General features: G+C 72.4%; 21 protein-coding genes. 9 read left to right on the top strand and 12 right to left on the bottom strand.

All coding sequences use genetic code 11. The features are described 5' to 3' along the window. Positions 1 to 1308: a histidinol dehydrogenase gene (gene hisD / locus ACIPLC_RS09255; RefSeq protein WP_400472319.1), complete on the bottom strand. Its 1308-nt coding sequence runs from the start codon at positions 1306 to 1308 to the stop codon at positions 1 to 3. Between the two features lie 94 nt (positions 1309 to 1402). Here hisD and ACIPLC_RS09250 point away from each other — a divergent pair, with 94 nt between their 5' ends. The 3 genes from ACIPLC_RS09250 to ybaK all read left to right on the top strand — a co-directional run bounded on the left by ACIPLC_RS09250 (position 1403) and on the right by ybaK (position 4353). Beyond that, positions 1403 to 2977 carry an oxidoreductase gene (locus ACIPLC_RS09250; RefSeq protein ID WP_400472318.1) on the top strand — a complete coding sequence of 525 codons (1575 nt, stop codon included), beginning with the start codon at positions 1403 to 1405 and terminating at the stop codon, positions 2975 to 2977. A 72-nt stretch (positions 2978 to 3049) separates the two neighbouring features. After that, entirely contained in the window at positions 3050 to 3778 is a 729-nt protein-coding gene (locus tag ACIPLC_RS09245; protein WP_400472317.1) for an LON peptidase substrate-binding domain-containing protein, read from the top strand. Between the two features lie 80 nt (positions 3779 to 3858). Beyond that, positions 3859 to 4353, top strand: coding sequence for a Cys-tRNA(Pro) deacylase (ybaK, locus tag ACIPLC_RS09240; protein WP_400472316.1), 495 nt, complete (start codon positions 3859 to 3861; stop codon positions 4351 to 4353). Positions 4354 to 4497: 144 nt separating this feature from the next. On the opposite strand, the gene ACIPLC_RS09235 is transcribed toward ybaK, so the two are convergent. The 6 genes from ACIPLC_RS09235 to ACIPLC_RS09210 form a co-directional block, all read right to left on the bottom strand. Continuing rightward, entirely contained in the window at positions 4498 to 5349 is an 852-nt protein-coding gene (locus ACIPLC_RS09235) for a hypothetical protein (RefSeq protein ID WP_400472315.1), read from the bottom strand. 98 nt (positions 5350 to 5447) lie between these two features. Continuing rightward, on the bottom strand, positions 5448 to 6263 hold the full coding sequence (locus ACIPLC_RS09230; RefSeq protein WP_400472314.1) for an ABC transporter permease: 816 nt from the start codon (positions 6261 to 6263) through the stop codon (positions 5448 to 5450). Next, entirely contained in the window at positions 6260 to 7258 is a 999-nt protein-coding gene (locus tag ACIPLC_RS09225) for an ABC transporter ATP-binding protein (protein ID WP_400472313.1), read from the bottom strand. The genes ACIPLC_RS09230 and ACIPLC_RS09225 overlap by 4 nt, the downstream gene beginning before the upstream one ends. Positions 7259 to 7360: 102 nt before the next feature. Beyond that, positions 7361 to 8746 (bottom strand): NYN domain-containing protein, encoded by a 1386-nt coding sequence (locus ACIPLC_RS09220; RefSeq protein WP_400472312.1) that lies wholly within the window; start codon positions 8744 to 8746, stop codon positions 7361 to 7363. Between the two features lie 294 nt (positions 8747 to 9040). Continuing rightward, positions 9041 to 10087: an aspartate-semialdehyde dehydrogenase gene (locus ACIPLC_RS09215; protein WP_363582845.1), complete on the bottom strand. Its 1047-nt coding sequence runs from the start codon at positions 10085 to 10087 to the stop codon at positions 9041 to 9043. Between the two features lie 101 nt (positions 10088 to 10188). Beyond that, positions 10189 to 11079 carry a dihydrodipicolinate synthase family protein gene (locus ACIPLC_RS09210; protein WP_400472311.1) on the bottom strand — a complete coding sequence of 297 codons (891 nt, stop codon included), beginning with the start codon at positions 11077 to 11079 and terminating at the stop codon, positions 10189 to 10191. 72 nt (positions 11080 to 11151) lie between these two features. On the opposite strand from ACIPLC_RS09210, the gene ACIPLC_RS09205 reads away from it, so the two are divergent. Continuing rightward, positions 11152 to 12039: a LysR family transcriptional regulator gene (locus tag ACIPLC_RS09205; protein ID WP_400472310.1), complete on the top strand. Its 888-nt coding sequence runs from the start codon at positions 11152 to 11154 to the stop codon at positions 12037 to 12039. Between the two features lie 31 nt (positions 12040 to 12070). Here ACIPLC_RS09205 and dnaE read toward each other — a convergent pair whose 3' ends face one another. The 4 genes from dnaE to ACIPLC_RS09185 form a co-directional block, all read right to left on the bottom strand. Next, a complete protein-coding gene (gene dnaE / locus ACIPLC_RS09200; protein WP_400472309.1) occupies positions 12071 to 15604 on the bottom strand; it encodes a DNA polymerase III subunit alpha in 3534 nt (1177 codons plus the stop codon). 139 nt (positions 15605 to 15743) lie between these two features. Continuing rightward, positions 15744 to 16709, bottom strand: a complete 966-nt coding sequence (locus tag ACIPLC_RS09195) for a hypothetical protein (protein WP_400472308.1) — start codon at positions 16707 to 16709, stop codon at positions 15744 to 15746. Between the two features lie 170 nt (positions 16710 to 16879). Then, complete coding sequence (locus ACIPLC_RS09190; protein ID WP_400472307.1) at positions 16880 to 17140, bottom strand: hypothetical protein; 261 nt, start codon at positions 17138 to 17140, stop codon at positions 16880 to 16882. Then, positions 17140 to 17505 carry an ATP-binding protein gene (locus ACIPLC_RS09185; RefSeq protein WP_400472306.1) on the bottom strand — a complete coding sequence of 122 codons (366 nt, stop codon included), beginning with the start codon at positions 17503 to 17505 and terminating at the stop codon, positions 17140 to 17142. The genes ACIPLC_RS09190 and ACIPLC_RS09185 overlap by 1 nt, the downstream gene beginning before the upstream one ends. Before the next feature lie 239 nt (positions 17506 to 17744). Here ACIPLC_RS09185 and ACIPLC_RS09180 point away from each other — a divergent pair, with 239 nt between their 5' ends. The 3 genes from ACIPLC_RS09180 (at position 17745) to ACIPLC_RS09170 (ending at position 19052) form a co-directional block, all read left to right on the top strand. Next, the gene (locus ACIPLC_RS09180) at positions 17745 to 18593 is read left to right on the top strand and encodes a helix-turn-helix domain-containing protein (protein WP_400472305.1); all 849 of its coding nucleotides are present in this window, start codon (positions 17745 to 17747) and stop codon (positions 18591 to 18593) included. A 10-nt stretch (positions 18594 to 18603) separates the two neighbouring features. Continuing rightward, entirely contained in the window at positions 18604 to 18795 is a 192-nt protein-coding gene (locus ACIPLC_RS09175) for a DUF397 domain-containing protein (RefSeq protein WP_400472304.1), read from the top strand. A 65-nt stretch (positions 18796 to 18860) separates the two neighbouring features. Continuing rightward, positions 18861 to 19052 (top strand): DUF397 domain-containing protein, encoded by a 192-nt coding sequence (locus ACIPLC_RS09170; protein ID WP_400472303.1) that lies wholly within the window; start codon positions 18861 to 18863, stop codon positions 19050 to 19052. A gap of 130 nt (positions 19053 to 19182) precedes the next feature. Here the strand turns inward: ACIPLC_RS09170 and ACIPLC_RS09165 are convergent, their stop codons facing one another. Further along, positions 19183 to 19560, bottom strand: coding sequence for a nuclear transport factor 2 family protein (locus tag ACIPLC_RS09165; protein ID WP_363582862.1), 378 nt, complete (start codon positions 19558 to 19560; stop codon positions 19183 to 19185). Between the two features lie 150 nt (positions 19561 to 19710). Between ACIPLC_RS09165 and ACIPLC_RS09160 the strand changes: the two genes are divergently transcribed. After that, entirely contained in the window at positions 19711 to 19902 is a 192-nt protein-coding gene (locus ACIPLC_RS09160) for a DUF397 domain-containing protein (RefSeq protein WP_400472302.1), read from the top strand. A gap of 219 nt (positions 19903 to 20121) precedes the next feature. Continuing rightward, positions 20122 to 20889 carry an alpha/beta hydrolase gene (locus tag ACIPLC_RS09155; RefSeq protein WP_400472301.1) on the top strand — a complete coding sequence of 256 codons (768 nt, stop codon included), beginning with the start codon at positions 20122 to 20124 and terminating at the stop codon, positions 20887 to 20889. The last annotated feature ends 134 nt before the right edge of the window (positions 20890 to 21023 follow it).

Below are 21023 nucleotides of genomic sequence, written 5' to 3'. Positions count from 1 at the left end.
TCACGATCCCGGCACCGTCCAGTCGAAGCGCGCCTTGATCGCGTCGCCGTGCCCGGGCAGGTCCTCGGCGTTGGCGAGGTTGACCACGTGCGCGGCGACGTCCGCGAGCGCGTCCCGGTCGTACTCGACGACCTGGACGCCGCGCAGGAAGGTCTGCACGGACAGGCCGGAGGAGTGGCAGGCGCAGCCGCCGGTGGGCAGCACGTGGTTGGAGCCGGCCGCGTAGTCGCCCAGCGAGACCGGGGTCCAGCGGCCGATGAAGATCGCGCCCGCGTTGACGACCTTGGCGGCCGCCGCGTGCGGGTCCCGGGTCTGGATCTCCAGGTGCTCCGCCGCGTAGGCGTTGACCACCGCGAGGCCCTGCTCCAGGTCGTCGACCAGGATGATCCCGGACTGCCGGCCGCCCAGCGCCTCGGCCACCCGCTCGCTGTGCTTGGTCCTGGCGACCTGTACGGCGAGTTCGGCCTCGACGGCGTCGGCCAGCGCCGGCGAGTCGGTGACCAGCACCGAGCCGGAGGTCGGGCCGTGCTCGGCCTGGCTGATCAGGTCGGCGGCCACGTCGGAGGGCAGCGCGCTGTCGTCGGCGAGGACGGCGATCTCGGTCGGGCCGGCCTCCGAGTCGATGCCGATCCGGCCGGCGAACAGGCGCTTGGCGGCGGCCACGTAGATGTTGCCGGGGCCGGTGACCATGGTGACCGGCGCGCACTCCTCGGTGCCCAGCGCGAACATCGCCACGGCCTGGGCGCCGCCGACGGCGTACACCTCGTCCACGCCGAGCAGCGCGCAGGCCGCCAGGATGGTCGGGTGGACGCGGCCGTCGAACTCCTTCTGCGGCGGGGAGGTGACGGCGATGCCCCGCACGCCCGCCTCCTGGGCCGGCACCACGTTCATCACCACGGAGGACGGGTAGACCGCCAGCCCGCCCGGCACGTAGAGGCCGACGCGCTCCACGGGCACCCAGCGCTGGGTGACGGTGCCGCCCGGCACCACCCGGGTGGTGTGCTCGGTGCGGCGCTGGTCGGCGTGCACGGCGCGGGCCCGGCGGATCGACTCCTCCAGCGCGGCCCGCACCTTCGGGTCCAGCGTCTCCAGGGCCTCGGCCAGCTGCTCGGCCGGGACGCGGGTGGACGTCAGCCGCACGCCGTCGAAGCGCTCCGTGATCTCGATCACCGCCGCGACCCCGCGATGGCGTACGTCCTCGGCGATCGGCCGCACCTTCTCCAGGGCGGCCGCCACGTCGAACTCGGCACGGGGCAGCAGGTCACGCGGGTCGTCCAGCGAGCCGCGGAGGTCGATTCGAGAGATCACGCCACCCAGTGTAAGGAGTGGCCGGAACCACTGGTCCCGTATTTCAGTCCGTGATACGAAAGGCGAGACGACCGGGGGGACGGGGGAAGGCACGGTGGAGCGCGTTCCGGAGGGCTGGACCGACACCGAACGGGAGCTCTGGGAGGCCTTCCGCCGCGGCAACGTCTTCGACCGGCGGAGTGGCGACGCCGCCGCCGACGACCCCTTCGGGGACGCCGTCTGGGGCCCCGGGCGGACCGTCCGGGCCAAGGTCCTCGCCCATCTGCTGCTGGCCGGCCCGGCCGCCGCCACCGGGCGGGTCGCGTCGCTGCGGCTCAACGGCGTGCTGGTCACCGGCGCGCTCAACCTGGCCGGCGGCGCCATCGGCCACTACGTCGAACTCCGCGAGTGCCGTTTCGAGCGCAAGGTCCTCATCTCGGAGGCCTCGGCCTCCACGCTGCGCTTCGTCACCTGCCTGATCCCCCGCCTGGAGGCCTCCCGGCTCACCACCACCGGCGACCTCCACCTGGCCCGCTGCCGGATACCCGAGGGCGTACGGCTCACCGACGCCAAGATCGGCACCGACCTGCTGCTCAACCAGACCGTCCTGGGCGGCGACCGCTACGGCCGCGCGCTGTCCGCCGACGGCTTGGCCGTCCACCAGGACTTCGAGGCCGAACGCGTCGACGTGGAGGGCGAGTTGAGCCTGCGCACGGCTCGGATAGGCGGCCGGCTGTCGCTGCGCGGCGCCCAGCTGCGCGCCGTCCCGCAGAACCGCACCTGCCTCAACGCCGTCCGGCTCACCGTCGGCCACACCCTCTACCTGACCAGCTCCGCCGACGGCGGCTGGTTCGGCTCCCGCAGCTACTACGGCTCCGGCTACGGCCAGAACCCTCCCCCCGGCGCCCCCAGCACCCCGTTCCGCGCCTACGGCCGGGTCCGGCTCTCCGACGCCCGCTTCGAGAGCGCCTGCCTGATCTCCGGCGAGTTCCACCTGGAGGGTGACGACGAGCTCTCGCTGCGCCGCATCCACACCCCCGAGCTGCGGTTCACCTGCCGGATCCGCCCCACCGGCACCGTCTCGCTCTCCCGCGCCCGGGTCGGCAACCTCGTCGACACCCCGGACGCCTGGCCGCGCGGCCGCCACCTCGGCCTCACCGGCTTCGTCTACGAGGTGCTGCGCCCGGTCGGCCACTTCACCGTCCAGCAGCGGATCGCCTGGCTGGAGGGCTCCTCGGTGGACTTCCAGCCCGAGTCCTACGAGCAGCTCGCCGCCGCCCTGCGCCGCGACGGCGCCGACGACGACGCCCGCGAGGTGCTGTACGCCAAGCAGCGCCGCCGCCACCGGACCCTCCCGCTGCCCGCCCGGATCTGGGGCCGGGTCCAGGACGCCACCGTCGGCTACGGCTACCGCCCCGGCCGGGCCGGCCTGTGGCTGCTGCTCGCCTGGGCGCTGGGCAGCGTCTGGTTCGCCACCCACCCGCTGGAGCCGCTGAAGGCCGACGAGCGCCCGCACTGGAACCCGGTGCTGTACACGCTCAGCCAGCTGGTCCCGGTCGTCGACCTCGGCCAGCAGGGCTGGAACCCCGGGGGCCTCAGCCAGTACGTCTCGGCCGGGCTGGTGGTCGTCGGCTGGCTGCTCGCCACCACCGTCGTGGCCGGCGCCACCCGCATGCTGCAACGGGGCTGACCGCCGCCGCGGGCCTCCCGGCGGGCACAACCCCGACGCGCCGCGACCGCCCGGGGAACTACGCTGTCCGCCGTGACAGAACGGCTGCCGCTCTTCCCGCTGAACAACGTGCTCTACCCGGGCCTCGTGCTGCCCCTGAACGTCTTCGAGGAGCGCTACCGCCGTCTCGTCGCCGACCTGCTCCAACTACCGGCCGACACGCCGCGCCGCTTCGGCGTGCTCGCCATCAAGGACGGCCGCGAGGTCGCCCCGGTCCGCCCCGAGGAGGGCCCGGCCGGGCCGCTCGACGGCCTCGGCACCGCCACCGGGGACCCGCTGGAGGCGATGTTCCACATCGGCTGCGTCGCCGATGTCGCCTCCGTCCAGGAGCAGCCGGACGGCCGCTACGAGCTGCTGGTCACCGGCACCACCCGGTTCCGGCTCCGCTCGGTGGACGTCTCCGGCCCGTACCTGACCGGCGAGGCCGAACTCGTCGAGGAACAGTCCGGCGAAGGCTCCGGCGCCCTCGCCTCCGAGGTCGAGCGGGCCTTCCGGGTCTACCAGAAGCGCCTCGCCGGCGCCCGCGAGGCCAGTACCGTCGGGCGCCAGGAACTCCCCGACGACCCGCAGGTGCTCTCCTACCTGGTCGCCGCCGCCTCGGTGTTCGAGACCCCGGTCAAGCAGCAGCTGCTGGCCTGCCCCGACACCGCCCAGCGGCTGCGCGTCGAACTCGACCTGCTGCGCCGCGAGAGCGCCGTGCTCAGCTGGCTGCCGTCGCTGCCCGCGGTCGACCTCACCCGCCAGTCGTTCAGCCCCAACTAGCAGCCCCGCCCAACAGCACCGCCCAACAGCACCGCCCAGCAGCCCTGCCCAGCAGCCCCGACGAGAGCCCAGGAACCCGCATGGCGAAGAAATCGAAGAAGGGCGGCCAGGGCACCCCCGCCACCGTCGCTCTGGAGACCGCCGCCGTCCCGTTCACCGTGCACGCCTACGAGCACGACCCGGCCGCCGCCTCCTACGGCGGCGAGGCCGCCGAGGCCCTGGGCGTCGCCGCCGATCGGGTCTTCAAGACCCTGGTCGCCGACGTGGACGGCGTCCTCACCGTCGGCGTGGTCCCGGTCGTCGGCCAGCTCGACCTCAAGGCCCTCGCCGCCGCCGTCGGCGGCAAGCGCGCCGCCATGGCCGACCCGGCCGCCGCCGAGCGCAGCAGCGGCTACGTCCGCGGCGGCATCTCCCCGCTCGGCCAGCGCCGCCCGCTGCGCACCGTCGTCGACGCCAGCGCGCTCACCCACCCCACCGTCTACGTCTCCGCCGGCCGCCGCGGCCTGGAGGTCGAGCTGGCCCCCACCGACCTGGTCACCCTCACCAGCGCCCGCACCGCCCCCATCGCGCGCTGACCCCCGGCCGACGGGGCTGCCGAGCTCCCCGGGCCCGACCCGGCTCTCCGCCTCGGGAAGCGCCCACCCCGGGGGCGCGGGGAACTGCGCGAACCGGCAGGCCGGGCCCGCACCCGGCCCCGGCCTCGCCCCCCGCCTACGCGATCAGTCCTGCCCCCGCTCCCCCGGCCGCGCAGCGCCCTCCGGCCTTGCAGCATCGTTCGGCCGCACAACATCCCCCGGCCGCGCAACGCCGTCCGACGGCACGGCGTCCTCCGGCCCCGCAGCACCAGCACCCTCCGCAGGAGCATGCGGCGCAGCCACCCCGTACGGCCCCGGCCCCGCCCAGTACGGCGGCGGGTCCTCCTCGCGCTTGCCGAACGCCGCCGACAGCGCCAGCAGCACCACCATCGCCACCATCGGCCACACCAGCAGCGCCCCCAGCGCGCCGAGGTCGATGCTCGCGTCGAAGTGCCCGCCGTTGCCGACCCGCCGGGCTTCGGCGATCAGGTTGTCGCTGGGGCCGAGCCACCGCCCGAGCCGCCAGGCGCCGACCGAGCCGAGCAGTCCGCCGATCACCAGGCCGAGCGCGACGGCGATGCCGCCGCCCCGCCGCCGGGTGACCAGGAAGGCCCCGAGCGCGGTCAGGAGGCCCGCGCCGAGCGCGATCAGGACGAAGACCGCGTCGGCCCCCGCCCGCTGTTCGCCTTCGGGGTCGGCGTAGAGGATGCGGTCGCCGTCCACGATCAGCGGCACCTTGGGCGCCAGCCAGACCCACAGCCCCGCCATCACCAGTCCCACCGCGATGCAGGCCAGCACCGTGCCCGCGCCGAGCCGCAGTTCGGGCAGCAGCCGCTCCTTGAGCGTGGGGCCCGGCGACTGCGCGACCGCGAGGCCGGCCGGCGGCAGGGTCCCGGCGTCGGGGGCGGGCGGCGGCGCGTACGGGTCGGGGGTGATGTCCGGCACCGCGTCCACGTCGGCGCGGGTGGGGTCCGGAGGTGTGTTCGGTACGGTCACAGGCCCCATCGTTTCACGATCGCGGCCGGGACGAGCCGTCGCCCGTGCCTCGCGGAGCCGGACCCTGGGTCCCGCCGAGGACGGCCCCGGGACGCGCCCTACCGGGAGACGGCCCGCCGGTAGGCCCAGGTGGCGATCGCCAGCGACACCACGCCGACGCCCGCGCAGACGGCCAGGTCGCCCACGACCAGCGCCCAGTCCGGGTCGGGGTCGAAGGTCCGGGCGAAGGCCTCGACGCCGTACGTGGAGGGCAGCAGGTCGCGCAGCCACAGGACGGGCTGCGGGAGGTGGTCGACGGGCAGCACGCCGAGCAGCAGCGCCGCCGACATGCCGAGCTGCCCGAGCATGGTGGCGATCTCCTGGCGGGGCGCGAGCAGCCCGCAGGCGGCCCCGAGCCCGGACAGGGCGGCTCCGGCGAGTGGGACGACGGCCAGCAGGACCCACAGCTGCCCGAGCGGCAGCCCGAACATCACGGCGCCCAGGGCCGCGGTGGCGACCGTCCCGGGCAGCGTGAACGAGGCGTAGGCGGCGGCCGCGCCGAGCACCACGGAGGCGGCGGGGACGGGCAGCGTCGCGTAGTGGTCGAGTCCGCCGGTGGCCCGCAGCTTCCCGAAGTACTGGGCGAGCAGGTTGAGCGCGACGAACGCCACCACCAGCACGCTGGACCCGGCGACCACGGACCGCGCCGCCGAGGTCTGCCCGGCGTCCACCACGCCCCGCATCATCACCAGGATGCCGACGGACTGGAAGGTGGCGACGAACAGCAGCGGGATCCGCGCCACCCGGGCCCGGGCGAGCTGGGCCCGGTAGACGGCGGCGAGGGCGGGCAGCAGCCGGGCCGCGGGGGCGAGCGGGGCGGGGGTGGCGCCGGTCGCGGGGGCGGTGGCCTGCGGCGGCACCGAGAGCAGCGTCACTTGGCCAGTCCTCCGTGGCGGCCCCCGAGCTTGAGGTAGGCGTCCTCAAGGCTCGGGGTGGCGAGGGTGAAGTCGTCGAGGGCGGCGAAGGCCGGGCCGGTGGTGACGGCGGCGACCAGTTCGCGGGCCTGTTCCGGGGTGGTGCGGACGGTCCAGCGGCGGCCGGTGCGTTCGGCCCGTTCGGCGAGTTCGGCGACGGCGGGGACGGCGAGCGGCGCCTCGTCCCGCCAGACCAGGTCGAGCCGGACGTCGCCGTCGACGAGGGCTTTGAGTCCGCCGGGGGTGTCGCAGGCGATGACCCGCCCGTCGTCGATGACGGCGACCCGGTCGAGCACGGTCTCGGCCTCGATGACGTTGTGGGTGACCAGCAGGACGGTGGCGCCGCGTTCGGTGCGGCGCCGGTCGACGGCCGTCCAGACGGCCCGCCGGGCGACCGGGTCCATGCCGGTGGTGGGTTCGTCGAGGACGAGCAGCGGCCGTTCCCCGACGAGGGCGGCGGCGACGCAGGCGAGCCGGCGCTGACCGCCGGAGAGCTTGGCGAGCGGCCGCTGGGCGAGGGGTTCGAGCCCGAGTTCGGTGAGGATGTCGGCGGCTTCGGCGCGGGCCCGGGCCCGGGTGAGGCCGCGCAGCCGTCCGGTGGTCTCGGCGGCGAGCGCGACGGTCAGTTCGTCGAGGGCGCTGGATTCCTGGCCGAGGTAGCCGAGCAGCCGGGCGGCCCGTTCGGGGTGGCGGACGATGTCGTGGCCGAGGAGTTCGACGGACCCGGAGTCCGGCCGCAGCAGGCCGGTGAGCTGGCGGACGAGGGTGGATTTGCCGGCCCCGTTGGGTCCGAGCAGTCCGAAGACCTCGCCCTGGCGGACGGTGAGGCTGATTCCGTCGTTGGCCCGGATCTCGGCGGCGGCGGCCCCGCGCCCGGTCCGGAAGGTCCGGACGAGGTCGCGCACGGCGACGCACGGCGGGGTGTTCTGGGGTGCTCGCCCTGCCGACTCGTTCACGACCGAAGACTTTACGCGTTCGCACGGGCGAACCGGACAAGGGGGCCTGATCACCGAAAACCGGCGCGCGGCCCGCCGGGTCCAACCCGAGCCGTGCGTCCGTCAGTCGTCCACGACGACCATTGATCCGCCGGGCACCCGCACCGCGAGTTCCTTCCAGAATCCGGCCCGGATGGCGTAGCGGTCGTGTTCGTCGATCTGGTCGTCCTTGTGCGCGAGCAGCCCGAAGCGGGCGGCGTAGCGGAGGAGTTCGCCGTCGACCCGGTGCGGGATACGGGGGTAGTCGGGCCAGAGCGCGGTGAGCCGTTCGACGTCGCCTAGTCGTTCGCTCCAGCGGCGGGCGAAGACCTGGCCGACTTCGTGGGCGTCGCCGCCGATGGAGGTGATGTCCTCCTCGCGGTCGGCCCAGCGCTGTTCGGCGGTGGTCAGGTGGGCGAGGGTGGGGAGGCTGTCGCCGGCGGTGACGGCTGGTTCGGGGGTGGGGCGGTCGACCCAGCCGCGGTCGGAGGACCAGCGCAGGACCGGGCCGGCCTGTCCTGCGGCGCCCGCAGCGCCGACGGCCTGCCCGTTGGTGCCGTGCCCGTTCACGTGCCCGTTGGTCTGTCCGTTGGTGTGCCCGTTCAGCTGCCCGTTGGCACCGTGCCCGTTGACGGCCGGGGCGACGGCGGGGGTGCGCCCGGCGAGGTCCTTGGGGGTGGGGACGACCTTGAGCGCGGTGGCCGGCTGGGGCCGTCCGGCCCCTGGGACGGCACCGACCCCGACCCCGGCGACGGCCCCGGCACCGACCCCGGCGACGGCCGCGGGGGCCGGGGCGACGGCGGCCGGACGGACGGCCGGGGGCGCCACGACGGGTGCCACGACGGGCGGGGCGGCGGGCGGAGCGGCGAGGATCTTGGCGATCTCCTGGCGGGCGCCGGGCGCGGGGAAGACGTTGGCGTTCTCGCGGAGGCTGAAGGAGCCCTCGATCCACTCGCGGTCGAGCACTCTGCGCTCGTCGGCCTCGCCGACCAGGTCCTCGGACTGGTTGAAGTCGCCGTCGGCGGCCTGCAACGCCCACAGGTGGACGGCCACGCCGTGTTCCTTGGCGGTCATCATGCCGGGCAGCAGGTCGCCGTCGCCGGTGATCAGGACGACGTCGGCGCAGGCCCGGTTGCGGGCGAGTTCGGAGAGTTCGGCGTGCATGGCGGCGTCCACGCCCTTCTGCACCCAGCGCCCTTCGGCACGGGTGAGGGCGCCGAGCCGCACGGTGACGCGGGGCAGGACGCGCAGCCGGCGGTGTTCGGGCATCGGGCGCCGGTCGGGGGCGGCGTCGAACCAGTAGATGCGCAGCAGCGGCAGCCCGGTCTCGGCCTCGGCGCGTTCGCGCAGCGCGGTGATCAGCGCGGTGTGGTCGACGGTGACTCTGGAGCGGGACGGGTCACCGGCGAGCAGGCTGGCGGCGGCGCCCAGCAGGTATCCGGCATCCACCAGGACGACACAGCGGTCCATCGCGCACCTCTTTCCACTCGCCCTCGTGGGGGGTCGGGCCGGTGGGCGCGGATCCGCCCGTCGTCCGAGCGTGGTGGGGTGAGGGGCCCCCGTGGCCGCCCGATCGTTGGGTCACCTTTTCCCCCTGGTTCGCGCGCCGAACCTCGACGGATGTCGCGGTACCGCAACGGCAAGCCCAACGGAACGCAAAGGCGGGCCCCGTTCAACGACGGGGCCCGCCCTTGGTCACGCCGGGGGGTGCAAGCGGGCGCAAGCCCGGGGGTGCGGGCGCCCGCGGCCCGGCGGGGCCGGGTGTCAGCCCTTGAGCTCGGCGGCGACCAGCTCGGCCAGCTGGACGGCGTTGAGCGCGGCGCCCTTGCGCAGGTTGTCGTTGGACACGAACAGCGACAGGCCGTGCTCGACGGTCTCGTCGGCCCGGATGCGGCCGACGTAGCTCGGGTCCCGGCCGGCGGCCTGGAGCGGGGTGGGGATGTCGGACAGCTCGACGCCGGGGGCGGCGGCGAGCAGTTCGGCGGCGCGCTCGGGGCTGATCGGGCGCTCGAAGCGGGCGTTGATCTGGAGCGAGTGGCCGGAGAAGACCGGGACGCGCACGCAGGTGCCGGCGACCTTGAGGTCCGGGATGCCGAGGATCTTGCGGCTCTCGTGGCGGAGCTTCTGCTCCTCGTCGGTCTCGTTGGAGCCGTCCTCGACGATGGAGCCGGCCAGCGGCACCACGTTGAAGGCGATCGGGCGCTGGTAGACCTTGGGCTCGGGGAACTCGACGGCGGAGCCGTCGTGGGCGAGCGCGGCGGCACCGTCGACGACCTTGGCGGCCTGGTCCTGGAGTTCGGCCACGCCGGCCACGCCGCTGCCGGAGACGGCCTGGTAGGTGGAGACGACGAGCGCGGCGAGGCCGGCCTCCTCGTGCAGCGGGCGCAGCACGGGCATGGCGGCCATGGTGGTGCAGTTCGGGTTGGCGATGATGCCCTTGGGCCGGTCGGCGATGGCGCCGGGGTTGACCTCGGAGACGACCAGCGGGACGTCGGGGTCGCGGCGCCAGGCGGAGGAGTTGTCGATGACGACGGCGCCGGCCGCGGCGGCCTTGGGGGCGAGGGCCTTGGAGGTGGAGCCGCCGGCCGAGAAGATCACGATGTCCAGGCCCGTGTAGTCGGCCGTGGCCGCGTCCTCGACGGTGACCTCGGTGCCCTGCCACGGCAGGGTGCGTCCGGCCGAGCGGGCCGAGGCGAACAGCCGCAGCTGCTCGACCGGGCCCAGTCCGCCTTCACGACCAGCGCGCTCCGCCAGGATCTCGCGGACCACTCCGCCGACCTGGCCGGTGGCCCCGACAATGCCGATCTTCATTCCGACTACTCCTCTGGATGGTGCTGTCTACAGCCGCACTCTGCCCATCATGCCTTGTCACGCGGGTGCGGCGGCCTGGTGTTCCACGCTATGAGAGAGGGCTAGTGGTCCAGACCACTCACCAGCTTCAGCGCGGCCTCGACCTCCGCCTCCCCGGCCGGCAGCAGCGGCAGCCGGACGTCCGGGGTGGGGATCCGGCCCTGGGCGTGCAGCACGCCCTTGATCACCGTCGGGTTCGGCGCGGCGAACGCGGCCAGCGCCAGCCCGGTGAGCCGGTGCCCGAGCGCCCGGGCCCGGGCGGCGTCCCCGGCCTGCCAGGCCTCCGTCAGCTCGACGAACCGGGCGGTGGCCAGATGGGCGGAGGCGAGGATGCCGCCGGCCGCGCCGAGCGCCAGCAGCGGCGACAGGAAGGCGTCCTCCCCGGTCAGCACCGCGAAGTCGGCGGGGGCGGCGGCGAGCAGTTCCACCGCCGTCTGGTCCACTCCCCCGGTCGCGTACTTGACGCCCGCCACGCCGTCCAGCGCGGCGAGTTCGAGCAGCGCGGCGGCGGACAGCTGCTGCCCGGTGCGGTACGGGATGTGGTAGACGACCAGCGGCAGCGGGCTGCTCCCGGCGAGCGCCCGGAAGTGCGCGACCGTCCCGGCCTCGCCCGGCCGCAGGAACGCCGGGACGGTGACCAGCGCGGCCGCGGCCTGCGGCACCCGCTTGCCGAGCGCGGCCAGCGACTCGGCGGTGGAGCGGGTGTCGCCGCCGTGCGCGCCGACGGTCAGGAGGGCCCTGCGGGCGGCGCAGGCGGCCGCGGCGGTCTCGACCACGGCCCAGCGCTCGTCCTCGCTCAGCGCGGCGGGCTCGCCGGTGGTCCCGAGGGCGACCAGCCCGGCCGCGCCGGCCTCCAGCAGTTCGGCGGCGAGCACGGCGAGGGCGTCCAGCGCGACCGTGCCGTCCGCGGCGAAGGGCGTGATCAGGGGGACGTGGATGCCGGTGAGTTCCATGGCCACGATCCTGCGGCCCGCCGATCGCCCAGGTCCAGTTCACATTCGTGATGCTTCTCGTAAGCTGAGCCGATGCTCGACGTCCGACGCCTGCGCCTGCTGCGCGAACTCGCCCACCTCGGCACCATCGCCGCCGTCGCCGAGGCGCTCTCCTTCAGCCCTTCGGCGGTGTCCCAGCAGCTGTCCGTCCTGGAGAAGGAGGCGGGCGTCCCGCTGCTGGAGCGCACCGGGCGGCGGGTCGCGCTCACTCCGGCCGGGCGCAACCTCGTCCGGCACGCCGAGGCGGTGCTCGCCCTGCTGGAGCAGGCGGGCGCCGAACTCGCCCACGCCCGGCGGGGGTTGGCCGGCCCGCTGCGGATCGGCACCTACCCGTCGGCGGCCCGCGCGATCATCCCGGCGGTGCTGGCCGAGCTGGCCGCCTGGCATCCGGGCCTGGAGCCGATGGTGACCGAGGTGGATCCGGCGGGCGTCGCGGCGGCGCTGCGCGCGGGCGAGCTGGACGTCGCTCTGGTCCACGAGTACGACCTGGTCCCGGCCGATCCGGAGCCGGGCCTGGCGGTGACCCGTCCGGTGTTCACCGAGCCGATGTACCTGGCGGCCCGCGCCCCCGGTACGGTCGCCGAGCAGCGCGGCGCGCCGTGGATCATGGCCCCGCCGGGCACGCTCTGCCACAGCATGGCCGTCCGGGCCTGCGAGTCCGCCGGGTTCGCGCCCCGGATCCGGCACCAGATCGACGACTTCGCGACCGTCCTGGCCCTGGTGGCGGCCGGCCAGGGCGTGGCCCTGGTCCCGCAGCTGGGCGCCGCGCAGCCCCCGCCCGGTGTGGTCCTCACCCGGCTGCCGATGTACCGCCGCACCCGGGCCGCCTTCCGCGCGGGCGCCGGCTCCCACCCGGCCATCTCGGCCTTCGTCTCCGCCCTGCACACGGCCGTCCCCCCGGGCCTGGGCGGGCACGGCTGATCCCCCGGGCCCGGGGGATCAGGTCACCGGCTCAGCCCGCCAGGCAGCTCGGCCCGAGCAGCTGCTTGAGGTCCCCGAACAGCGCCGGGTCCGACTTCACCCGGTGCCGGTCCAGCCGCAGCACGGTCGTCTTGTTCCGGCCCTCCAGCCGCACCCGGACCTCCGTGGTGCCCCGGTGGCTGCCCAGCACCTCGCCGAGCCGGGCGATCAGCGGCGGGGTGATCTTCACGCTCGGGATGTTGATGACGATCGGCGCCTCGGCGTGCGCGTTCGACAGGTCCGGGACGGACAGCTCCATCCCCATCAGTCGCGGCACGTCCTCCCGCTTGTCCAGCTTGCCGCGCACGAACACCACGGCGTCCTCGACGAGTTGGGCCGAGACCAGCTGGTAGCTGGCGGGGAAGAACATGCAGTCGATCGAGCCCGCCAGGTCCTCGACGGTCGCGATGGCCCAGGCGTTGCCCTGCTTGGTCATCTTGCGCTGGAGGCCCGAGATGATGCCGCCGATGGTGACGATGGTGCCGTCGGGCCGTTCGGCGAGGTCGGCCACCGCGCAGTCCGCCTTGTCCGCGAGGACGTGCTCGATGCCGTGCAGCGGGTGCGAGGAGACGTACAGGCCGAGCATCTCCCGCTCCTGGGTGAGCAGGAAGGCCTTCTCCCACTCCTCCTCGGAGAAGACGACGTCGAGGCCGAAGCTGGGCTCGTCGGAGACGGCGTCCCCGCCGAACAGGTCGAACTGGCCCTCGGCCTCCTTGCGCTTGACCCCGACGACGTTGTCGATCATCGGCTCGAACTGCGCGCTGAGGCCCTTGCGGGTGTGCCCGAGCGAGTCGAAGGAGCCCGCCTTGATCAGCGATTCGACGGTCCGCTTGTTGCAGACCACCGACTCCACCTTGTCGAGGAAGTCCGGGAAGGAGCTGAACTTCCCCTTCGACTTGCGGGTGCGGATCATCGAGTCGACGACGGGGCCGCCGACGTTGCGGATCGCGGTGAGGCCGAACCGGACGAGCGTGTCACCGTGCGGGGTGAAGTCCGAGTCCGACTCGTTGACGTCCGGCGGCAGCACCTGGATGCCCATCTTGCGGCACTCGTTGAGGTAGATCGCCGACTTGTCCTTGTCGTCCTTGACGGACGTCAGCAGGCCGGACATGTACTCGGCCGGGTAGTTCGCCTTGAGGTAGGCCGTCCAGTACGAGACCAGCCCGTACCCGGCGGTGTGCGCCTTGTTGAACGCGTAGCCGGAGAAGGGGACCAGAACGTCCCACACCGCCTGGATCGCCGCGTCCGAGTAGCCGTGGTCCCGGCAGCCCTTCTGGAAGGGCACGAACTCGGCCTCCAGGATCTCCTTCTTCTTCTTGCCCATGGCCCGGCGCAGCAGGTCGGCCTGGCCGAGCGAGTAGCCGGCGAGGATCTGGGCGGCCTTCTGCACCTGCTCCTGGTAGACGATCAGGCCGTACGTCGGCTTGAGGATCTCCTCCAGGGGCTTCTCCAGCTCCGGGTGGATCGGGGTGATCTCCTGCTGGCCGTTCTTGCGCAGCGCGTAGTTGGTGTGCGAGTTGACGCCCATCGGGCCCGGTCGGTACAGCGCGAGGACGGCGGAGATGTCTTCGAAGTTGTCGGGCTTCATCAGCCGCAGCAGCGAGCGCATGGGGCCGCCGTCGAGCTGGAAGACGCCGAGCGTGTCGCCGCGCGCCAGCAGTTCGTAGGTCGGCTTGTCGTCCAGGGGCAGATCAAGCAGGTTGATCTTGATGCCCTTGTTCTTCTCGATCGCCTTGACGGCGTCGTCCATGATCGTCAGGTTGCGCAGGCCGAGGAAGTCCATCTTGAGAAGGCCGAGGCCCTCGCAGGTGGGGTAGTCGAACTGCGTGATGGTGACGCCGTCGGTGTGCCGGGTCCAGACCGGGATGTGGTCGGTCAGCGGCTCGGCGGACATGATGACGCCGGCCGCGTGCACACCGGGCTGGCGGATCAGGCCCTCGATGCCGCGCGCGGTGTCGATGACCTTCTTCACGTCCGGGTCGGACTCGTACAGCCCCCGGATCTCGCCGGCCTCGCTGTAGCGCGGGTGCGAGGAGTCGGTGATGCCGGAGAGCGGGATGCCCTTGCCCATCACGTCCGGCGGCATCGCCTTGGTGATCCGGTCGCCCATCGCGTACGGGTAGCCGAGGACGCGCGAGGAGTCCTTGATGGCGGCCTTCGCCTTGATGGTGCCGTACGTGACGATCATGGCGACCTTGTCGGATCCCCACTTCTCGGTCACGTACCGGATCACGTCACCACGCCGGCGCTCGTCGAAGTCGATGTCGACATCGGGCATGGAGATGCGCTCGGGGTTGAGGAAGCGCTCGAAGATCAGCCCGTGCGGGATGGGGTCGAGGTCGGTGATGCCCATCGCGTACGCGACCAGCGAGCCGGCCGCCGAACCACGGCCGGGGCCCACCGCGATGCCCTGCTCCTTGGCCCACATGATGAAGTCGGCGACCACGAGGAAGTACGCCGGGAACCCCATCTGGATGATGGTGTCCATCTCGTACTCGGCGAGCTTCTTGTGCTCCTCGTCGTACCCGCCCGGGAAGCGCCAGTCCATGCCCTTCCACACCTGGGACTTGAAGAAGTCCGCCTCGGACTCGAAGCCCTCCGGGATCGGGAAGCGCGGCATGAGGTTGCGGAACTTGAACATGCCCTCGGTGTCGACCCGGGAGGCGACGAGGAGCTGGCTGTTGCGGCAGCCCTCCTGCCAGGCGTCCGAGGAGTCCAGGGCGTACATCTCGGCGGCCGACTTGATGTAGTAGCCGGTGCCGTCGAAGCGGAAGCGGTCCGGGTCGGAGAGGTTCTTGCCGGTCTGCACGCAGAGCAGCAGGTCGTGCGCCCCGGCGTCGGCCTCGGTGGTGTAGTGCGAGTCGTTGGTGACGACCGGGGGGATGTTCAGCTTCTTGCTGATCTCCAGCAGCCCGTCGCGGACCCGCTTCTCGATGTCGAGGCCGTGGTCCATCAGCTCCAGGAAGTAGTTCTCCTTGCCGAAGATGTCCTGGTAGTCGGCGGCCGACTTCACCGCCTCGTCGAACTGGCCCAGGCGCAGCCGGGTCTGCACCTCGCCGGACGGGCAGCCGGTGGTGGCCATCAGGCCGCCGGACAGGTCGGAGATCAGCTCCTTGTCCATCCGGGGCCACTTCACCAGCCAGCCCTCGGCGTAGGAGCGCGAGGTCAGCTTGAAGAGGTTGTGCAGGCCCTCCTTGTTGCGGGCCCAGATGGTCTTGTGGGTGTAGGCGCCGGAGGCGGAGACGTCATCCCGCTTCTGGTGCGGCTGGCCCCACAGGATGCGCTTGGTGTTGGAGCGGGACTCCGGCGCGACGTACGCCTCGATGCCGATCACCGGGGTGATCCCGGCGGCGGTCGCCTGCTTGTGGAACTCGGCGGCGCCGTACATGTTCCCGTGGTCGGTCATCGCGACGTGGGTCTGGCCCAACCGCTCGACCTCCTTGAACATCTGCTTCAGCCGGGCGGCACCGTCCAGCATCGAGTACTCGGTGTGGACGTGCAGATGCGCGAACGGCTGATCGCTCAAGGCGGGGCCTCCGGAGGCGAGTGCGGGTCTGGTGGGCCGGCGAACGCGCAGGTACGCGCAGGTCACGGAAGGTGCCTGGAAACGGATGTGGCCCGGACCACCTCGTGGGGTCCGGACCATCACTCACACGTTCACGCGTCTACTCTAGCTCCCCTTCGGAGGCGGCTCCCTCCGGCTCGGAGCCTCCCGAGCTCAGCCCGGCGAGTCGCGCCCCGGCGGCCTCGCGGACCTCCGGTACCTCCATCGGGTCGTCCCGCAGGTGGGCGAGGCGTTCCCGGACGTGGGGGCGGTCGGGGGCGTGCGCGACGGCCAGGAGGCGGGCGTCGGCCTCGCAGTCCCAGAGGCACTCGGTGTACACCTCGGCCAGCCCGGCGGGGGCGATGGCGGCCAGTGACTCCAGGTAGCCGGGGCGCTCGGAGGAGTGCGGCGTCCACAGCCAGAAGCGGCGCAGCAGCGACCCGGCCCCGGCCGCTTCGGGGCCGAACCGGGCCAGGCCCCGGGCGGTGTGCATCGGGCCGCACCACTCCTGGGCCGCCCACTGCCGCTCCAGCTCGCCCGTCGCCATGGGCAGACCGGGATCACTCGCGCCGCCGTGCTCGGACAGCAGGGCGCGCGGGCTCGCGCTGTCCCGCTCGGGGGCCGGGTCCGTCGAGCCGCGAGGGCCACGCCGCTCACGGACGTCCTGCCCGGCCGCCAGATCCTCCCACCACTGGGGCGGCCAGACCACGGCCACCGACTCCAGGACGGCCACCCGGTGCTCGCCCTCGCGGACGTGGGTACGGAGTGCGTCCCGGGCCTCGGCGGAGCCGCCGAGCGCCAGCAGCTCCAGGACTCCGGTGGCCCGCAGGCAGGTGTCCTCGTCCCCGGTCAGCAGTTCGACGATCGGTCCGACCGGCAGTTCCAGGTCCCGGACGAGCCGCGCCAGGTAGAGGTGCCGGTCGTCCACCTGCCGGTCCCAGCGCCAGTCCCAGCGGATGCACCCGTAGACCAGGTCGGCGGCTGCCGCCGGGTCCTCCGCCGCCATCCGCGCGCCCAGGCCCCGGCCGCGCTGCAACAGCCCGGGCAGGGTGCCTGCCGGGGCGTACTCGTATCTCCGCTGTGCCACGTGCCCAATCGTCCCCCAGCCCCCGACGGCTGGGCGGCGGGGGCTGGGGGTGGGGGTGGGGGCTGGGGGTTAGGTGTCCTCGTCGGGCGGGGTCGCGCGGAGGGCGGTGATGACGCCCAGGACGACGGTGGCGATCGCCAGGGCGAGGAGGACCGCGAAGGCGGCTCCGATCAGGAATCGCACCGGTCGGCGTCTCGTTCGGCGGCGAGGAGGAGGGAGAGGAGGTTGAGGAGGGTGGACGCGGGGGCGGTGTTGAAGCGGACGAGGATGCGGCCGTCGATGGTGCGGTCGGTGGTGGCCGAGGGCCAGATGAGGCCGAACTTGCGGCCGCGCTCGTCGACTTCGGCGAGGAGGGTGTGGATGTTCTCGTCGGTGTAGAGCCGGATCCGGGGGTCGGTCGGCAGCATGGGGCGACGGCGCGGGAGGGACATCAGGCGGCCTCCAACTCCAGCTCGAACCAGACGGATTTGCCACGTTCCTGGGGGTCCACGCCCCAGCGGTGGGTGAGGCCTTCGATGAGCAGGAGGCCCCGACCGGACTGGGCGAGGGGCGCCGGCTCTTGCTTCTTGGGGAGGTCCGGGCTCTCGTCGCTGACGGACACCCGGAGGGTGGGGCCGACAGCGAGGATGAGGACGAGCGGCGCGGGGGTGCCGCCGTGCCGCCAGGCGTTCACGAGCATTTCGACGAGCGCGAGTTCGGCGTCCGCAGTGGCCGAGGGCGAGTACCCGCAACGACCCATCGCGTCCCGGAGGGACTGGCGGGCGATAGCGAGGGAGGGCGTGTTGAGGTGGCGCATGGGAGTTCTCCCGAGGCGTGATGGTGAGGGAAGAACCGGCGGGCATGCCGCCGAAAGCCCCAGCAATAGGGTGCTATTGACGATCCGTCGGATCGCCATGACGCCGAACATACAGCACTGGTATCACGTGTAGAACGAAAACCGGATAGGTTCACCCTCAAGTGCCACCCTCCGCCCCCAGGTGGACCCGCGCCCAAGCGGCGCGGCAGACTTGGAGCACACCGGCAAGGAAGGACCCAATGCCGCCACGACTCAATCCGACGCTCCGTCAACGTCGTATCGGTGCCGAGCTTCGGAAGATGCGCGAGGCCGCCGGCCTTCAGACCGTAAACCTGAGCAGGGCCCTTGGCATCGACAGAACTCAGGTCAGCCAAATGGAGTCGGGCAAGATCGGCGTGAGCCCAGAACGGCTCCGTTCCTTCGCAGCAGCTTGCAAGTGCGCGAACATGCCCTTGGTCGAGGCGCTGGAGTCCATGGTCCAGGACCGCTCCAAGGGCTGGTGGGAGGAGTACCGAGGGTCCCTCCCTGACGGCATCCTTGAGAACGCGGAGCTGGAGAAGCGTTCGAACGGGCTCATGATGTGGCTCCTCACCCACATGCCGGGCCCTTGCCAGACCATCAACTACGCCTCGTCAGTCTTCGGGCGAGTATTTCCTCCGCTCCCTCGGCACGAGTTGGAGGCCCGCACTGCGTTCAGAATGCAGCGCAAGGCCGACCTGCGCCGCAATCCGAAGCCGCTGACCGCCTTCATCTACGAGTCGGTACTGTGGACCCGGTTCGGCGGTACCCAGATCCTCAAGGAACAACTCGGCTCTCTACTCGAAGACTCCGAGCTGCCCTGGATGACCATTCGAGTCGTACCGTTCGACGTCGAGACCTTCCCCGGGGCCGCCGAGAACCTCGCCTACGCGTTCGGCTCGGTCCCTGAGCTCGACACTGTCGAGCGGGAACTCTCCCAGGGCCCCGAATACCTCGACGCCGTCAACGAGCTGGCCAGCTACCGGTACATCTTCGAGCGCACTGAATCGGTTGCGCTGAGCGAGAGCGGCTCTCGCGACCTGATCCGCAAAATCGCACGAGACCTATGAAAGGCCCATCATGACCGACACCGAGTGGCAGAAGTCTTCCTTCAGCGGCAGCGTCGAGAACTGTGTGGAGGTCCGAACGGTCAACGGGGCAGTCGAACTCCGCGAGTCGGACGAGGGCCATGTCATCATCCCCACCACCCCCGCCCACTTCGCCGCCTTCCTCCAAGCCGCCAAGACCGGCGAGTTCGACCACCACGCTTAGACGCACCACAGCGCAGGAAGTCGGCCAACCCGACTTCCTGCGCCAAACAACCAACGGGACCCCAGGTGACCGACACCAACTGGCAGAAGTCCAGCTACAGCGCCGCGAACAACGAGTGCGTGGAGATCCGCACCGCCGACGGCCTGGTCGAACTCCGCGAGTCCGACCAGGGCCACCTCACCATCCCCACCACCCCCGCCCACTTCGCCGCCTTCCTCCAGGCCGCCAAATCCGGCGAGTTCGACCACCACGCCTAGGGCTGTGACCGCGTAGGTTCGCCGCTAGGGCGGACGCCCCCTCGACGCCGCAGCCTGACCGACCGCGAACCGCAGCCCCGGAGTGCCGAAAGGGACAGGTTCACGAGAAGGACAGCGGCAGAAGGACGGCTCAGGAGGCGGACGGCTCGATCTCCCCCGCGAAGACGATGACCTGGTCGATGAGGCTCCGCCGCAGATGGACGACGTCCGTTCCCGCCAGGCGGGGGCCTCCATCCGGCGTGGTGAAGACCCACTGGTACCGGGCCCACTCGCCAGGCATGTCCACCGCCGAGCAGCGCGCCATCGTGCCGGCCCCCGCCGGGTGGCGCCGGATGTCCAGCACGAACTGCTCGACCGCCGCGATTCCTTCGCTGCGACCCAACGGCCCCCAGAAGACCACGTCTGAGGTCAGGGCCTGGGAGAGCAGGGCAGTCACATAGCTGTCGTCCGAGGCGTTGAACGCGGAGATGAACGTGTCGATCGCGGAGCGTGCCGTCTCTTCCTGCATGCCCCAGTAATACCAGCCGTTGCGCGTACGCTCGTCCCGCGAGCCGCCTTCCGATCACGGTGGACCATCCCGGTCACAGCGCTGGACACACCACAGCGCAGGAAGTCGGCCAACCCGACTTCCTGCGCCGAACAACCAACGGGACCCCAGATGACCGACACCAACTGGCAGAAGTCCAGCTACAGCGCCGCGAACAACGAGTGCGTGGAGATCCGCACCGCCGACGGCCTGGTCGAAGTCCGCGAGTCCGACCAGGGCCACCTCATCATCCCCACCACCCCCACCCACTTCGCCGCCTTCCTCCAGGCCGCCAAGACCGGCGAGTTCGACCACCACGCCTAGTAGGGCCCGCTTGGAGTCGTGATCACGTGGCCGGAAAAAGGATTGGACGGGGCGGTGCTCGGGCTTGTAGCTTGCAGTTGACCGTGACACCGCCCGAGGAGGTGAGACCCATGAACGCTGTATCGACGTGGGTGCTCCCCCTTTCCGTTACGGCCGGCGACTGACGTAGGTGTCGCCGGGAGCGCCTCGACAACAAGGCACTCCCGAAAGGCAACACCCATGAACTCTCTGCACTTCACCGCCGAGTCGTCGTCGGACGGCATGCTCGAACGCGACTTCACCGTGGGCGACGTCCCCGGCGTTCTCTGGTCTCCGGCCTCCGACGCGACCGATCGCGCACCCCTGGTCCTGATGGGCCACGGCGGCGGCGCCCACAAGAAGCACCCGGCGATGGTGGGCCGCGCCCAGCGTCTCGTGACCGGCTGCGGCTACCGTGTCGCCGTCATCGACGCGCCCGGTCACGGCGACCGGCCCCGCACCGCGCAGGACGAGCAGGAGATCGCCGAACTGCGCAAGGCGCAGGCGGCGGGCGAGCCGGAAGGCCCGATCGTCGTCCGCTACAACGCCCGCCTGGCGGAGCTCGCCGTGCCCGAGTGGCAGGCGACCCTGGACGCCCTTCAGGAACTCCCGGAGATCGGCGCCGACGGGCCGGTGGGCTACGTCGGCATCGCCATGGGCACCGCGCTCGGGGTGCCGCTGGTGGCGGCCGAGCCCCGGATCACGGCCGCGGTCTTCGGCCTGATGTGGCCCGATGCCCTGTTCGAGAAGGCGAAGCAGATCACCGTCCCGATCGAGTTCGGCCTGCAGTGGGACGACGAGCTCATCCCGCGCGAGGCCGGCCTCGCGCTGTTCGACGCCTTCGCCTCGAAGGAGAAGACGTTGCACGCCAACGCGGGCAAGCACTTCGAATGGCCCAGGTTCGAGGCCGACAGCGCGACCCGGTTCCTCGCCCGGCATCTCGGCCAGGCGGTCACTTCATCGGCCTGATGAGATGAGCGGTGGCGGGGGGCCGGGGGGGCAGCCCCGCCCCCCCCCCCCCCGGCCGGGGGGCGCGGCCGGGGCCCTGGCGGGGGCACCCGCGGGGGCGGATACCGGCCGCCCCCCCGCCCCCCCCCAGGTAC

This window comes from Kitasatospora sp. NPDC086801 (genome assembly GCF_044745805.1).
Taxonomy (GTDB): Bacteria; Actinomycetota; Actinomycetes; order Streptomycetales; family Streptomycetaceae; genus Kitasatospora.
Note: the sequence above shows the minus strand (reverse complement) of the source record. Positions and strands in the feature narration are given on the sequence as shown.

What these genes read in the sequence shown, in the direction of transcription:
- ybaK (WP_400472316.1), top strand. Translation starts at nt 3,859, where the DNA reads ATGGCGAAGAAATCGAAGAAGGGCGGCCAGGGCACCCCCGCCACCGTC.
- ACIPLC_RS09180 (WP_400472305.1), top strand. Translation starts at nt 17,745, where the DNA reads ATGCCGCCACGACTCAATCCGACGCTCCGTCAACGTCGTATCGGTGCC.
- ACIPLC_RS09215 (WP_363582845.1), bottom strand. Translation starts at nt 10,087, where the DNA reads ATGAAGATCGGCATTGTCGGGGCCACCGGCCAGGTCGGCGGAGTGGTC.
- ACIPLC_RS09220 (WP_400472312.1), bottom strand. Translation starts at nt 8,746, where the DNA reads ATGGACCGCTGTGTCGTCCTGGTGGATGCCGGATACCTGCTGGGCGCC.
- ACIPLC_RS09165 (WP_363582862.1), bottom strand. Translation starts at nt 19,560, where the DNA reads ATGCAGGAAGAGACGGCACGCTCCGCGATCGACACGTTCATCTCCGCG.
- ACIPLC_RS09190 (WP_400472307.1), bottom strand. Translation starts at nt 17,140, where the DNA reads ATGTCCCTCCCGCGCCGTCGCCCCATGCTGCCGACCGACCCCCGGATC.
- ACIPLC_RS09185 (WP_400472306.1), bottom strand. Translation starts at nt 17,505, where the DNA reads ATGCGCCACCTCAACACGCCCTCCCTCGCTATCGCCCGCCAGTCCCTC.
- ACIPLC_RS09205 (WP_400472310.1), top strand. Translation starts at nt 11,152, where the DNA reads ATGCTCGACGTCCGACGCCTGCGCCTGCTGCGCGAACTCGCCCACCTC.
- ACIPLC_RS09210 (WP_400472311.1), bottom strand. Translation starts at nt 11,079, where the DNA reads ATGGAACTCACCGGCATCCACGTCCCCCTGATCACGCCCTTCGCCGCG.
- ACIPLC_RS09160 (WP_400472302.1), top strand. Translation starts at nt 19,711, where the DNA reads ATGACCGACACCAACTGGCAGAAGTCCAGCTACAGCGCCGCGAACAAC.
- ACIPLC_RS09155 (WP_400472301.1), top strand. Translation starts at nt 20,122, where the DNA reads ATGAACTCTCTGCACTTCACCGCCGAGTCGTCGTCGGACGGCATGCTC.
- ACIPLC_RS09175 (WP_400472304.1), top strand. Translation starts at nt 18,604, where the DNA reads ATGACCGACACCGAGTGGCAGAAGTCTTCCTTCAGCGGCAGCGTCGAG.